This is a genomic window from Kitasatospora sp. NPDC043949 (genome assembly GCF_056435365.1).
Window position 1 is genome coordinate 16,014 of sequence record NZ_JBWKEQ010000003.1, and the last position, 12,779, is coordinate 28,792.

The 12,779-nt window shown below is 73.8% G+C and carries 14 protein-coding genes and 1 tRNA gene; 7 read left to right on the forward strand and 8 right to left on the reverse strand.

The window, feature by feature from the left end; genetic code table 11:
• Positions 1-106: 106 nt before the first annotated feature.
• Together AC07AL_RS03670 and AC07AL_RS03675 are read left to right on the forward strand one after the other, a co-directional pair.
• Complete coding sequence (locus AC07AL_RS03670; RefSeq protein WP_350876992.1) at positions 107-532, forward strand: BlaI/MecI/CopY family transcriptional regulator; 426 nt, start codon at positions 107-109, stop codon at positions 530-532.
• Between the two features lie 3 nt (positions 533-535).
• Positions 536-1,492 (forward strand): M48 family metalloprotease, encoded by a 957-nt coding sequence (locus AC07AL_RS03675; protein WP_350876994.1) that lies wholly within the window; start codon positions 536-538, stop codon positions 1,490-1,492.
• Positions 1,493-1,511: 19 nt separating this feature from the next.
• Here the strand turns inward: AC07AL_RS03675 and AC07AL_RS03680 are convergent, their stop codons facing one another.
• Positions 1,512-2,198 carry an FMN-dependent NADH-azoreductase gene (locus tag AC07AL_RS03680; RefSeq protein WP_363629314.1) on the reverse strand — a complete coding sequence of 229 codons (687 nt, stop codon included), beginning with the start codon at positions 2,196-2,198 and terminating at the stop codon, positions 1,512-1,514.
• A 73-nt stretch (positions 2,199-2,271) separates the two neighbouring features.
• Between AC07AL_RS03680 and AC07AL_RS03685 the strand changes: the two genes are divergently transcribed.
• Positions 2,272-3,171, forward strand: coding sequence for a sigma-70 family RNA polymerase sigma factor (locus AC07AL_RS03685; protein ID WP_363629315.1), 900 nt, complete (start codon positions 2,272-2,274; stop codon positions 3,169-3,171).
• Positions 3,172-3,213: 42 nt separating this feature from the next.
• On the opposite strand, the gene mug is transcribed toward AC07AL_RS03685, so the two are convergent.
• The 6 genes from mug to AC07AL_RS03715 form a co-directional block, all read right to left on the reverse strand.
• The gene (gene mug / locus AC07AL_RS03690) at positions 3,214-3,780 is read right to left on the reverse strand and encodes a G/U mismatch-specific DNA glycosylase (protein WP_478316717.1); all 567 of its coding nucleotides are present in this window, start codon (positions 3,778-3,780) and stop codon (positions 3,214-3,216) included.
• Complete coding sequence (locus tag AC07AL_RS03695) at positions 3,753-4,775, reverse strand: phosphatase PAP2 family protein (protein WP_363617892.1); 1,023 nt, start codon at positions 4,773-4,775, stop codon at positions 3,753-3,755. Before AC07AL_RS03695 ends, mug begins: the two co-directional genes overlap by 28 nt.
• Before the next feature lie 118 nt (positions 4,776-4,893).
• Positions 4,894-6,012 (reverse strand): aminopeptidase P family protein, encoded by a 1,119-nt coding sequence (locus AC07AL_RS03700; RefSeq protein ID WP_363579980.1) that lies wholly within the window; start codon positions 6,010-6,012, stop codon positions 4,894-4,896.
• 29 nt (positions 6,013-6,041) lie between these two features.
• Complete coding sequence (locus AC07AL_RS03705; RefSeq protein WP_400986102.1) at positions 6,042-6,479, reverse strand: hypothetical protein; 438 nt, start codon at positions 6,477-6,479, stop codon at positions 6,042-6,044.
• The gene (gene gadC / locus AC07AL_RS03710; protein WP_400986138.1) at positions 6,476-7,903 is read right to left on the reverse strand and encodes a glutamate/gamma-aminobutyrate antiporter GadC; all 1,428 of its coding nucleotides are present in this window, start codon (positions 7,901-7,903) and stop codon (positions 6,476-6,478) included. The genes AC07AL_RS03705 and gadC overlap by 4 nt, the downstream gene beginning before the upstream one ends.
• Positions 7,904-8,300: 397 nt before the next feature.
• Positions 8,301-9,683, reverse strand: coding sequence for an MFS transporter (locus tag AC07AL_RS03715; protein WP_478316719.1), 1,383 nt, complete (start codon positions 9,681-9,683; stop codon positions 8,301-8,303).
• A gap of 138 nt (positions 9,684-9,821) precedes the next feature.
• On the opposite strand from AC07AL_RS03715, the gene AC07AL_RS03720 reads away from it, so the two are divergent.
• From AC07AL_RS03720 to AC07AL_RS03730, 3 genes are all read left to right on the forward strand, one after another.
• Complete coding sequence (locus tag AC07AL_RS03720) at positions 9,822-10,475, forward strand: ArsR/SmtB family transcription factor (protein WP_363579986.1); 654 nt, start codon at positions 9,822-9,824, stop codon at positions 10,473-10,475.
• A 42-nt stretch (positions 10,476-10,517) separates the two neighbouring features.
• The gene (locus AC07AL_RS03725; RefSeq protein WP_478316722.1) at positions 10,518-11,009 is read left to right on the forward strand and encodes a hypothetical protein; all 492 of its coding nucleotides are present in this window, start codon (positions 10,518-10,520) and stop codon (positions 11,007-11,009) included.
• A 212-nt stretch (positions 11,010-11,221) separates the two neighbouring features.
• A complete protein-coding gene (locus tag AC07AL_RS03730) occupies positions 11,222-11,749 on the forward strand; it encodes a hypothetical protein (protein WP_400809040.1) in 528 nt (175 codons plus the stop codon).
• A 78-nt stretch (positions 11,750-11,827) separates the two neighbouring features.
• On the opposite strand, the gene AC07AL_RS03735 is transcribed toward AC07AL_RS03730, so the two are convergent.
• Positions 11,828-12,316: a YajQ family cyclic di-GMP-binding protein gene (locus AC07AL_RS03735; RefSeq protein ID WP_063348915.1), complete on the reverse strand. Its 489-nt coding sequence runs from the start codon at positions 12,314-12,316 to the stop codon at positions 11,828-11,830.
• A 216-nt stretch (positions 12,317-12,532) separates the two neighbouring features.
• Here AC07AL_RS03735 and AC07AL_RS03740 point away from each other — a divergent pair.
• Positions 12,533-12,614: transfer RNA gene (locus AC07AL_RS03740), tRNA-Tyr, on the forward strand.
• The last annotated feature ends 165 nt before the right edge of the window (positions 12,615-12,779 follow it).

Genomic DNA, 12,779 nt, shown 5'->3' on the forward strand with positions numbered 1-12,779 from the left:
GGACGGGAAGCCCGGCGCGAACCGGTTCGCGCCGGGCCCGCGCTCGTTAGGATGAGCGGGTGCCCCGCCGGCTCCGGGGCGCGGCATCCGGAGGGAGTGGGCCGTCATGGCAGACGAGAGGCACGCTCCGGCGGCCGCGGAAGCGCCCGTCCGAAGGCGCGGCCAGGGCGAGTTGGAGGCACAGGTACTCGCGGTGCTCCAACGGGCGCCCGGCCCGGCCACCGCGGGGTGGGTCCAGGAACGCCTGGAGGGCGACCTGGCGTACACCACCGTGATGACCATCCTGTCCCGGCTGCACGCCAAGAGCGCCGTCTCGCGGTCCCGTTCGGGCCGCTCCTACCTGTGGCAGGCCTCCTCCGACGCGGCCGGGCTGGCGGCCCTGCGGATGCGCCGGATGCTCGACGGAGAAGCGGACCGGGACGCCGTCCTGGCCAGCTTCGTGAGCGCGCTGCTCCCGCACGACGAGGACCTGCTGCGGGCGCTGCTGGACGCCGCGTCCGTCGATCCGGCAGCGGCCGACCGTGAGAGCTGACCCGTGGGCTTCTTCGTCTTCCTCCCGCTCATCCTGCCGCTGACCGCGGTGCCGATCGCGCGTCTCACCGAGCAGCACCTGCACCCGCGCGGTGCGGCCCGGCTGATGACCGTGATCAGCGCGGTGATGGCGGTGTGCAGTGTGCTCTGCCTCGGCCTGATCGGCGTGGTGGGCACCGCGCAGATCCCCGGCAACCCGCTGCCGGACAGCTGGTCCGACCCGGAGGTGCGGGCCGCGCTGCCGTACCACGAGACGTTCGGGACGGCCGCGATGTGGCTGCTGGTCCTGGTGGCCGCGGCCTGTGCCCGGACGGTCGGCCGGCATCTGCGGGTGCGCTCCCGGGCCCGGCGGGCGCTGACCGGGTTGCCGGCGGGGCCGGAGTCGGCCGGCGACCTCGCGGTGCTGCCGGACCGCAGCCCGTACGCGTACGCGCTGCCCGGTTCGCCGGGGCGGGTGGTGGTCTCCACCGGGATGCTGGCCGGGCTGCCCGAGGACGAGCGGGAGGCGCTGCTCGCGCACGAGCGGGCACACCTGCGCCACCGCCACCACCGGTACCTGCTGACCACCCAACTGGCCGCCTGCGTCAACCCGTTCCTGCGGCCGCTGCAGTACGCGGTGGCGTTCAGCGCGGAGCGCTGGGCGGACGAGGAGTCGGCGCAGGAGGTGGGGGACCGCCGGATCACCGCGCGGGCGGTGGCCCGGGCGGCCCTGGTGTCGCACGCGGCGCCGGCGCCCGGCTTCGCGGCCTTCGCCGCCCCGGCGCCCGCGCCCGGCCCGGTGCCGCGCCGGGTCGCCGCACTGCTCGGCCCGGTGCCGACGTCCCGCAACTGGCCCCCGGCGAAGACCCGGGCGGGCCTGGCCGCGATGGTCGCCGCGGCCGGTACGGCGGCGTCGGCGCTGTGCGCGCTCAACGCCGCCGTGGCCCTGCTGGTGGTGCTGAAGGCCGTCACCCCGCTGTAGACCGGGTGGATCAGGCAGATCAGGCAGTGGCGAGCGCGTCCAGGGCGGCCTCGGCGTCGGCCAGGGACTTCGCGGCGATCGGCTGCAGCCCGGCCAGGGCGGGGATGTCGTCGGCGCGGGTGAGTTCGGCCGGGACGATGTGCAGGTGCTCGGCCGGGACGCCGAGCCTGGCGAAGTAGGCCCGCAGGTACGGGGTCTGGAAGTCGAAGGCCTCACGCGGGGTGCCGGGGCCGTAGCCGCCGCCGCGGGCGGCCGCGACGACGACCCGGGTGCGGCGCAGCAGGCTCTCGCCGGTGGCCGGGTCGGTGTAGACGCCGGGGAAGCTGATCCGGTCGATCCAGGCCTTGAACACGGCCGGGACGGTGAGGTTGTACATCGGCACGCCGAGCAGCACGGTGTCGGCGGCGAGCAGCCGGTCGACCAGCGGGTGGGTGAGGGACCACTCGTGTTCCTCGTCCGGGCCTTCGGCGAGGGCGGCGATGTCGGAGGCCGGGATGGTCCCCTTGCGTTCGACGCGGCGGCCGAGCATGGCGTACCCGGCGCCGATCGCGGCGACCGGCTCGGCGGCGAGGTCCCGGTAGACGTACCGGCCGGCGGAGCCGTGCCGGGCGCGCCAGGCGGCGGCGAACCGGGCGGTCAGCGCGCGGCTGACCGAGTCGCCGAGGCTGATGCTGGAGTCCAGGTGCAGCAGGGTGGTGGTGGTCACAGCGTTCTCCCGTCACTTCGGTGGTGGGTGGATCGTCATCGGTGTGACGGGCGGGGCCGAGGAAAGGTGACCGATGGACCGGGACGAGGTGCGGGCGGCGCGGTTCGAGGCCGAGCGGGGGAGGCTGCGGGCGGTCGCCCAGCGGATGCTCGGGTCGACGGGCGAGGCGGAGGAGGCCGTCCAGGAGGCGTGGCTGCGGCTGGACCGGGCCGGCCCGGACGAGGTGGACAACCTGCCGGGCTGGCTGACCACGGTGGTGTCGCGGATCTGCCTGGACGTGCTGCGGGCCCGCGCGGTGCGCCGCGAGGAGCCGACCGGTGACGCGTTGCCGGCCGGTCTGCCGGACCCGGCGGCCGGGGCGGGGGCCGAGGGCGCGGATCCGGAGCGGGAGGCGCTGCTGGTCGACTCGGTGGGTCGGGCGCTGCTGGTGGTGCTGGACCGGCTGGGGCCGGCCGAGCGGGTCGCCTTCGTGCTGCACGACGGTTTCGCGGTGCCGTTCGAGCAGATCGCGCCGATCGTCGGCCGGACCCCGGTGGCCGCCAAGAAGCTGGCCAGCCGGGCCCGGCAGCGGGTGCGCGGGGCGGCCGCGCTGCCGCCGGAGCGGCTGGCCGGGCACCGGCGGGTGGTGGAGGCGTTCCTGTCCGCCGCCCGGGGCGGGGACCTGGCCGCGCTGCTGGCGGTGCTGGCGCCGGACGTGGTGCGCCGGGCCGATCCGGCCGCGCTGCCGGCCGGGCGTTCCCCGGTGGCCCGGGGCGCGGAGACGGTGGCCCGGGAGACGACGGTGTTCGGCCGGCGGGCCCGGTTCGGCGCGGTGGCACTGGTGGACGGGGTGCCGGGGATCGTGATCGCCCCGGGCGGGCGGTTGCGGCTGGTGCTGCGGGTGGCGGTGGCGGACGGCCTGGTGGCCGGCTACGAGGTGGTCGCCGACCCGGAGCGGCTGGCCGCCCTGGAGCTGGCCGTGCTGCCGGAGTGACCGGGTCGCGCCACCGGATCCGGCGGCCCCCAGCCTCAGCCGTCAGCCGTCCAGCGCGTCCCGGAGCCGGCGGAACTCGGCGGCCAGCCCGTCCAGCGTGTAGTGCGCGTTGAGCCCGCTCGGGTTGGGCAGCACCCACACCTCGGTGTCGCCGATGCCCTCCGGCTGGCGGCCGATCGCGGCCCGCCGCTGCCCGAAGGCCGTCCGGTAGGCGCCGATGCCGAGCACGGCCAGGACGCGCGGGCGCAGCCGCAGCACGCGTTCGGTGAGCGCGGCGCCGCCCTCGCGCAGTTCCTCGGCGGTCAGTTCGTCGGCCTTGGCGGTGGTGCGCGGGGCGACGTTGGTGATGCCCAGGCCGAGCGCGGGCAGTTCGCCCTGCTCGTCCGGGCGGAACTGGCGCGTGGTGAAGCCGGAGCGGTGCAGGGCGGGCCAGAAGCGGTTGCCGGGCCGGGCGAAGTGGTGCCCGGTGGCGCCGGACCACAGGCCCGGGTTGATGCCGCAGAACAGCACCCGCAGTCCGGGCCCGGTGACGTCCGGGATGGTGGTGTTCTTGGCCGCCTGGAGCTGTTCGGCGGTGGGCTTCACGGGAGGGAGGGGCTGGTTCGGCACCCGGCCAAGTCTGCCCGTTCCCTGATGAGCCGGGTACGCCGGTTCCGCAGCCAGCGGAGGCCGAACACCACCAGTGCCGCGTACGCCCAGCCCGCGAAGATGTCCACGATGAAGTGCTCGGCGCCGTACACCAGGGTGAACGCCATCGCGAGCGGATAGGCGACCAGCAGCGCCCGCAGCCAGGGGCGGGCCGTCGGCCAGAAGAAGAACAGCAGCATCGCCGGGTAGGCGGAGTGCAGCGAGGGCATCGCGGCGACGTCGTTGGCGAACTGGCTGCCGTTCTCGACCAGCGAGTTGGCCTGCGGCAGCCCGCTCGTGGAGATCACGTCCCATACGACCCGGGTGAGCCCCGGCAGGTGGCCCTCCTGGGCGACCAGCCACGGCGGGTCGGCCGGGTAGAGCAGGTACGTGGCGAAGCCGGCGAAGGTGAGCAGCAGGTAGCAGGCGAGCAGTTGCCGGAACCGCTCGTGCCGGCGCCGCCAGAGCACCGCGAGCAGGACGAAGACCAGGAAGAAGTGCGAGAGGTAGACGACGGTCGCCGCGTAGTCGTACCAGTGCGGCGAGCCGGGCGTCCACAGCGCGTGCTGGAGCCGGACGGTCCAGGTCTCGCCGAAGCCGAGCACCTCGTCGGCGCGCAGTTGCGGCAGCCAGTGCGGGGCCCACGGGGTGTGCGCGCCGTAGCCGCGCAGCAGCGAGTACGTCCAGACCGCGGCCATCACCGGCACCCAGTCGCGCAGTACCAGCAGGAAGCCGCGTCGGCCGTGCCCGCTGTGCACGGCCGCCGTCAGCAGGGCGCCGATCAGCCACAGGAACACCACGTCGTTGGCGAAGGCCATGCCCTGGGTGCGCAGGTACCAGACGAGCGCGGTCAGGTAGACCGGCCAGGCCAGCAGCCGGAGTCTCGACAGACCGGTACGGCGGGGGCGGGCGGTCACGGGTCGCAGTCGCCCGGCCCGCGCCGGGGTGGGCGGGGCCGGGCTGAGCAGCTTCGTCATGCTCACCGAAACTACCAACGCAAACTTGGAGGACTCTGGGTGAACCATGACCGCCTCGTAAGAAAGTCGCACAGTCGGACCGCCGTTCTGGCGGCGGAGCAGCGGGGTGACGGCCCCGTCATGAGACGAAGCCCAGCTCGTGCGGGGTGTTGTTGAGCCGGCGGCCGCCGGTGGGGGTGACGGTGACGATGTCCTCGATCCGCACCCCGAAGCGGCCGGGCAGGTAGACGCCGGGCTCGATGGAGAAGCACATGCCGGACACCAGCGGCCGCTCCTCGCCCTCGACCAGGTACGGCGGTTCGTGCGTGGTGATGCCGATGCCGTGCCCGGTGCGGTGGATGAAGTACTCGCCGAAGCCGGCCTCGGTGATCACCCGGCGGGCGATCCGGTCGATCTCCTGGCAGCTGACCCCGGGTCGGACCGCCTCGAACGCGGTCTGCTGGGCGAGCCGGACCACGTCGTGCACCTTCTGGACCTCCGCCGGCACCTCGGTGCCGACGTGCACGGTGCGGGTGGTGTCGGAGCCGTAGCCGTCCTTGAGCCCGCCGAAGTCCAGCACCACGGTGTCGCCGGGCCGGATCACCCGGTCGCCGGCCTCGTGGTGCGGGTCGGCGCCGTTCGGGCCGGAGCCGACCACGGTGAAGTCGACCTGGCTGTGCCCGTACTTGATGAGCAGTGCGCCGAGGTCGGCGGCGACGTCGGTCTCCCGGCGGCCGGCGAACTCGACCTCCAGGATGCCCCGGTAGGCGGCGTCCGCGGCGCCGCCGGCCGCGGCCAGCCGCTCCAGCTCCTCGGTGCCCTTGACCGCGCGCAGCATCGGCAGGGTCTCGGTGAGCGAGGTGAAGCCGGTGCCGGGCAGCGCGGCCTGGAGGCCGAGCAGGTGCATCGCCCAGGCGTTGTCGGAGATGCCGTACCGCCCGGCCGGGTCGAGCAGCGGGCGGACGGTGGCGTACGGGTCTTCGCCGTCGGTCCAGTCGAGCAGCCGCAGGGCCGGGGCGCCGGCCGCCCTCTTGGCGTCCGGGCGCTCCAACCTGGGGACGATCAGCGCGGGTGCGCGTCCGGCGGTGATCACCAGGGCGGTGAGCCGCTCGGTGATCGCGGTGGGCTGGTAGCCGCACAGGTAGACCAGGTCGGGGCCGGGGGCGACGACCAGGCCGGACAGTCCGGCGGCGGTCGCTTCGGCGGCGGCCCGGGCCGTCCGGGCGGTGTAGTCCTCGGTGGTGAAGGGTCGAGGCACGGTCGGGTCCTCCTCGAAGGCCGGGCGGGCTACTTGCGGACGGTGTCCTGCAAGTTGAGGTCGTCGATCTTGTCCTGGATCTCGGCGAGCCTGCCCGGGCAGTACACCGAGAGCACGATCGCCTCGGCCCGCACCGCGTCGCGGTCGGACAGCACCGGCCGTTGGCCCGGCCCGTCGGCGCCGTTGGACATGCCGGACGTCCACTGCGCCTGGGTCAGGGCGTTCGACGGGTTCGCGCAGACGGCGCCGCCGTCCTCGCCCAGGGTGTGCACGATCTGGTCCCGCGCGGGCACCGGATAGCCGGCCGAACCCAGCGCCCGGGCGAGCTGCCCGGCCTTGCGGTCGGCCTGGTCGGTGGCGTGCAGTTGGGTGAACGAGAGCAGGCCGGTGATCAGCATCGCGACCAGCAGCCCGATCGCCCCGAGATAGATCCAGCGGTGCCGGGAGGCCATCAGGCTGGCGGTCATGCCGCACCGCCCGCGGCGCCGCGCAGCTCGGCCGACTCCTGCGCGGCCAGCTCCGCCGCCGCCTCCGGGGAGCGCCAGCCGGGCTTGCGCAGCCGTAGGAACAGGTACGGGACCAGCAGGCCGAGGACCAACAGGCCTCCGCCGACGATCCCGATGTACGTCCAGACGCTGCCGCTGCCGAACTGGGACGACGGTACGAAGCCGATCGCCATCGCGCACGCCGAGGCGAGCAGCCCGACCACGCAGATCGGCACCAGCGCCGGGGCCCGGTAGCCCCGCGGGTGGTCCGGCCGGGTGCGCCGCAGCCGGATCGCGGCGGTGAACATCAGCAGGTAGACGATCAGGTACACCTGCGTGGTGATCACCGAGAAGATCCAGTACGCGCTGGAGACGTTCGGGATCAGCGCGTACAGCAGGGCGATCGCCGTGGTGACCACGCCCTGGGCGACCAGCAGGTTCTGCTGGACGCCCTCCCGGTTCAGCCTCTGCAGGAACGGCGGCAGGTAGCCCTCCTGCCGGGAGATCATCAACAGGCCCTTGGACGGCCCGGCCAGCCAGGTCAGCATGCCGCCGAGCGAGGCCGCGATCAGCGCCACCGCGATCACCGGGGTGAGCCAGCCGATGTCGAAGTACTGGAAGAAGGCGTCGAAGGCCTGCATCACGCCGGCCGTCAGGCTCAGCTCGCTGGACGGCACCACCCAACTGATCGCCAGCGCCGGCAGGATGAAGATCAGCAGCACCATCGCCGACGCGGTGAACATCGAGCGCGGGAACTCCCGCGCCGGATTGCGCAGCGAGGAGACGTGCACCGCGTTCATCTCCATGCCGGAGTAGCTGAGGAAGTTGTTGACGATCAGCACCAGGCTGGCCAGGCCGGCCCACTGCGGCAGCAGGTGCGCGGAGTCCATCGGCGCGGCGGAGCCGTTGCCCTGGCCGAGGAAGACGAAGCCGAGCACCACCAGCAGTGTGCCGGGGATCAGCGTGCCGATCACCAGGCCCATCGAGGACAGGCCGGCCACGGCCTTCGTCCCGCGCGAGGAGACCCAGACGCCGGTCCAGTACAGCACCATGATCACCACGGCGGTGTACGGGCCGTTGCTGGCCAGCCTCGGGTTCACCACGTACGCGATCGTCGATGCCACGTACGCCAGCAGTGACGGGTAGTAGAAGATCGTCATCGCGAACTGGCACCAGACGGCGAGGAAGCCCAGCGGCTTCGACAGGCCCTCCGAGACCCAGCGGTAGACGCCGCCCTCCCAGCCGGACGCCAGCTCGGCGGAGACCAGCGCGGTCGGCAGCAGGAACACCAGCGCCGGGACGAGGTAGAGGAAGACGCAGGCCAGGCCGTAGACGGCCATGGTCGGGGCGGAGCGCAGACTGGCCACCGAACTCGTGGTCATCAGGGCGAGCGTCAGCCAGGACATCCGGGGTGCGGTGACCACCCGGGCGGCCACCGCGCCGGTCCGCTCGCGGGTGGTCGGGCCGTCGGGGCTCCTCGGGCCGTCGGGGCTCCTCCGGTCACCGGGGCCTCCCCGGCCGCCGGGGTCGCCCTGGTCACCGGGGCTGCTCGGGTCACCGGACCTGCTGGGACCGTCGGGGGCGGCGGCCTCGCCGGGGCCGCCCCGGCCGGGCGAGGGCGCGTCCGTGGAACCCATCTGTCCTCCTCCGGTACGGCCCCGGCCGGCTGCGCGACGTCCGGGCGCGCGGCGCCGCGGGCGCGGACGCCGCCCGGGAGGGGCCCCGGGGCGGGCCGTACCCGGCCAGTTCACCCGGTTGCCGAGGCCGCCGCATGCGGCGTGCACCCGCGCGGGTGAGCGACTGTCAGGGGCGGGCCGCCGGATCCTGCGGCGCCGGCCAGGCGGCGCGGCGCAGCGTACGGCTCGCGGTCGCGGGCAGCAGGGCGGCCGCGAGCAGGACGCTGATCGCGGCCAGCGCGACGGCGGGGGAGAGGTGGTCCAGCAGCAGGCCGCTGCCGAGCGTCCCGGCCGGCATGCCCGCGGTCAGCAGCGTCATGGTCGCCGCGATCACCCGGCCGCGGAGCTCGTCCGGCACCTGCTGGAACACCAGCAGGTCCAGCATCACCCGCAGGGCCGGAACGCCGATCCCCACCACGAACAGCGCGGCGAACACGGTGGCCACCCCGCCCGGCAGCAGCGGCGCCAGCGTCACCGGCACGGCGGTCCAGGCCACCACCAGCAGCAGGACGCCCGGCCCGGCCAACCGGTGCAGCCGGGACACCAGGACCGCTCCGGCCAGCGCCCCCACCGCCTCGCCGGCCAGCGCCAGGCCGATCCCGGCGCTGCTCGTGCCCCCGTCCCGCAGCAGCACCATCACCGGCAGCATCAGGGCCGTCCCGGCGAAGTTGACCACCAGCAGGACGGCCAGGGCGGAGCGCAGCAGGGGGGCGGCGGCGAGCAGGCGGAACCCGGCCAGGGCGCCGCCGGACTCGGGGGCCGGTTCCGTGCCGCCCGGTTCGCGGTTCGGCTGTGTGGCGGTTTCGCCGCTCGGCTGTGCGTCGGCGGGGCGGCCGGGGAAGCGCACCACGAGCGCGGCCACCAGCGCGAGCAGGGAGGCGAGCGCGGTGCCGAGGAACGGCACCGCGCTGCCGAGCCCGTACAGGAAGCCGGCCAGCGGCGGACCGGCCAGCGAGGCCCCGGTCATCCGGGCCTCGTCCTGGGCGAGTGCCTGCGGCAGCTGCTCCGGCGCCACCACCGAGCGCAGCGCCAGCAGCCGGATCGGGCCGCTGTACGCGATGGTCGCCCCTACGGCGGCGGCGACGAGCAGCAGGTGGGCCAGGGTCAGCCGGTCGAAGGCCATGGCCACCGGGACGGTCGCCGTGACGAGCAGCCGGGCGGCGTCGGAGGCGATCAGCACCCGGCGGCGGTCGAGGCGGTCGGCGACCACGCCGCCGTGGACGCCCAGCAGCAGGGTCGTGACCATCTGTACGGCCCCGAAGGCCCCGGCGGCGGTGGAGGAACCGGTGAGTGCGAGGACCAGCAGTGGGAAGGCGGTGTCGCCGACCCGCATGCCGAGCGTCGCGGCGGCCTGGCCGGCCCAGAGCGCCTGGAAGCGGAAGTTCCGTCGCAGCGGGACGGGCGGCGTGGCCGCCGCGGCCTTCGCCGCCGTCTCTCCTGCCCCCGCCGCCGTCTCTCCTGCCCCCGCTGCCGTCCTCGACTCGTCAGCCGCCGTTCTGTTCCCCGCCATGGCCCACCCCGCTGTTCGCGCTTCCGACATCATTCACGTTGTCGTGAATGATGTCGGAAGCATGATTGGTTGCGCAAGGGTGAGCGCTCACCAGAGCGTGATTGCGTGCGGCGCGGCCGATCTGCCAAGGTGGTGCCCGTGGCCGAGCACGATCTGGAACCCGCCGACGGCGGCGAGCAACCCACCACCTGGGTCAAGGAACGCCAGGTGGCCGACGTCGCCGTGCTCAAGGCGCTGGCCGACCCGCTGCGGCTGGCCATCCTCGGCGCCCTGAAGTCCGGCGAGGAGCGCCCGCTCACCGCCAAGGAGATCGCCGCCGCGCTCGGCGAACCGCAGACCAAGCTCTACCGCCACATCAAGCAGTTGGAGAAGGCGGGGCTGGTCATCGTGGCCGGCACCCGGCTGGTCTCCGGGATCGTCGAGAGCCGCTACGCCGCCGCCCAGGAGTCGATCCGGCTCGCCCCGGAGATGTTCACCGCGGACTCCCCGGGCCGCTCCGAGGCGTACGACGCCATCCTGGCCGCCATGGACCGGGTCCGCGGCGACTTCCGCGCCCAGGTCCTCGGCGGGCGGCTGGACTTCAGCTCGCCCCGGGACGGATCGGTCGGGCCGCCCGGACTGTTCGTGCACTCGACGCTGCGGCTCAGCCCGGACCGGCTGATCCGGCTGCGGACCCAACTCGCCGCAGTCATCGACGAGCTGAACGAGGAAGCGCCCAGCACGGCCGAGGACGCGGTGGACGTGACGGTCTTCACCCTGCTCTACGGACTCCAGCCGGGCACGGAATCATAAACTCCGCGCCGACTGTCGGTGCGGTGGGACACGATGACCGGCATGTCCTATGAACTCCAGGCCCTGATAGGAACATTCGAGCTGTTGGCGGTGGCCGCGGCGGAAACCTCGACGGCCCGGGTGGTGCCACTGGCGCAGGGTCTGGCCCTGATACCGGTCACCCCCGCGGTGCTCTCCGCCCTCCAGACCGACGACGGCTCGACGAAGCTCGCCGAGGGGGCCGGCTTCGGCTGGCACCCGGGCGGCTTCGAACTCCGGCTGGCCGCCTGGTCCAAGGCCGGCCCGATCGCCTGCGTCGAGGCCGAGTACTTCGGCGGCAGCGGCACCCAGCGCGCCGCCGTCTGGGAGGACGGCCGGATCGTCCTCGGACCGCTCACCAAGGGAGAGTTCGAACCCTTCCCGCCCGAGGGCTCCCCGATCTCCCGCGCCCTGCGGCGGATCGGCGCCCGCACCGAGGCCGGCCGGGTGGACGAGTTCGAGTCCGTCGGCCTGTCCGCCCACCGCGGCACCAGCGGCTGGGCAGCCGCCGACTGACCCGCCGCCGACTGACCCGCCGCCGACTGAGATGCCGACGACTGAGATGCCGTCGGATGACTCGCCGTCGGGCGGCCCATCGCCGGATGGCTCATCGTCGGCCGGCCGTCGCGCGTCGTTCGGCGTAGCTGCGGTGGCTGCGTCAGGAATGCTGCCCCACCGTGTGAAGCGGGCGATCCCGCCCGACTCGCACTTGAGAGGGAGCAGTACCCATGCGTGCCACCCGGATGGTCGCCGCGCTGATCGCGGCCCTCGCACTGACCGTGGTCACCACGGCGTCCGCCGCCGGCCACGAAGCCGAGGCCCCGCGCACCACCCTCGCCTCCGTCCCGAACCCCGCCGCCATCCCGGCGCCCGCCGACGTGGTGGCCGCCGCCCCGCTCCTGCCCGCGGACCTGGCACTGCCGACCGTTCCGGTGCCCGTCGTCCCGGCCCTGCCCGCGACCCCGGACCCGAGTGCGGCCCTCGGGGCTCTCGGCGACGTCATCAACCAGATCGCCGGCCTGCTCTCGGAGGCCACGTCCACCACCCCCGACCCCGCGGCCGTCCAACAGCTCGTCGCCACCCTGCAGACCACCCTGCAGAGCCTGATCGCCCAGCTCCCGGCCGCCCCGGCGGTGACCGCCCCGACCCTGTCCAAGACCTCCGGCCCGGCCACCCTGCTGGACCAGCTCGCCACCCTGCGCGCCCAGGCCCAAGCCCTCGCCACGGCCACCCACCCCCGCCCCGCCGCCGGCTGACCCCACCCACGCGAAAGGCCCCGCCCCCTGGAGCTCAAGCTCCCGGGAGCGGGGCCCTGCCGCACAACCCTCCGGGGGTCAGCGGTAGTTCACGTACTGGATCGCGAAGTCCAGGTCCTTGCCCTTGAGCAGTGCCTGTACGGTCTGCAGGTCGTCGCGGCTCTTCGAGCTGACCCGCAGCTCGTCGCCCTGGACCTGCGCCTTGACGCCCTTCGGGCCCTCGTCGCGGATGATCTTCGCGACCTTCTTGGCATCCTCCGTGGAGATGCCCTCCTTGATGTCCGCGAAGATCTTGTACTCCTTGCCGGACAGCTGCGGCTCGCCGGCGTCCAGGGCCTTGAGCGACAGTCCGCGCTTGATGAACTTGCCCTGTAGGACGTCCAGGATGGCCTTCACGCGCTCCTCGCCGTTGGCCTTCATCTCGATCTTCTCGCCGGAGCGGCTGATCTCGCCGCCGACGCCCTTGAAGTCGAAACGGGTGGCGATCTCACGGGAGGTCTGGTTGATCGCGTTGTCGACCTCCTGCCACTCGACCTTCGAGACGATGTCGAAACTGGAGTCGGCCATGGGTGTTGGTCTCCTTGATGTTCTGGCTTCACTGGCACGGCCTGCCCCACCGGGCGTCCGCCTCCCCAGCCTATCCAGCGGTACCCCGCCCCCGCCCCCGACAGCCACGCCGTGGCCCTTGATCATCACGTGATCTATCGAGTGGCGGAGCACCCCCTGGCATCAGGTATTGTTTACGACGTCGAACGGGGCGGACGCCCCGGGGGACAAGATCCTGGCTGGTTGCCCGAGCGGCCAAAGGGAGCAGACTGTAAATCTGCCGGCATAGCCTACGTAGGTTCGAACCCTACACCAGCCACCGGATAGAGAAGGGGGGGGGGGGGGGGGGGGGGGGGGGAGGGGGGGGGGGTGGGGGGGGTGGGGGGGGGGGGGGGGGGGAGGGGTGGGGGGGGGGGGGGGGGGGGGGGGTGTGTTTGGGTGAGGGGGGTCGGGGGGAGGGGTGGGGGGGTCTTTTTCTCCTCCC

Coding starts and splice junctions, on each gene's coding strand:
- AC07AL_RS03670 (WP_350876992.1), top strand. CDS start 107: ATGGCAGACGAGAGGCACGCTCCGGCGGCCGCGGAAGCGCCCGTCCGA.
- AC07AL_RS03685 (WP_363629315.1), top strand. CDS start 2,272: ATGGACCGGGACGAGGTGCGGGCGGCGCGGTTCGAGGCCGAGCGGGGG.
- AC07AL_RS03695 (WP_363617892.1), bottom strand. CDS start 4,775: ATGACGAAGCTGCTCAGCCCGGCCCCGCCCACCCCGGCGCGGGCCGGG.
- AC07AL_RS03705 (WP_400986102.1), bottom strand. CDS start 6,479: ATGACCGCCAGCCTGATGGCCTCCCGGCACCGCTGGATCTATCTCGGG.
- gadC (WP_400986138.1), bottom strand. CDS start 7,903: ATGTCCTGGCTGACGCTCGCCCTGATGACCACGAGTTCGGTGGCCAGT.
- AC07AL_RS03715 (WP_478316719.1), bottom strand. CDS start 9,683: ATGGCGGGGAACAGAACGGCGGCTGACGAGTCGAGGACGGCAGCGGGG.
- AC07AL_RS03725 (WP_478316722.1), top strand. CDS start 10,518: ATGTCCTATGAACTCCAGGCCCTGATAGGAACATTCGAGCTGTTGGCG.
- AC07AL_RS03730 (WP_400809040.1), top strand. CDS start 11,222: ATGCGTGCCACCCGGATGGTCGCCGCGCTGATCGCGGCCCTCGCACTG.
- AC07AL_RS03735 (WP_063348915.1), bottom strand. CDS start 12,316: ATGGCCGACTCCAGTTTCGACATCGTCTCGAAGGTCGAGTGGCAGGAG.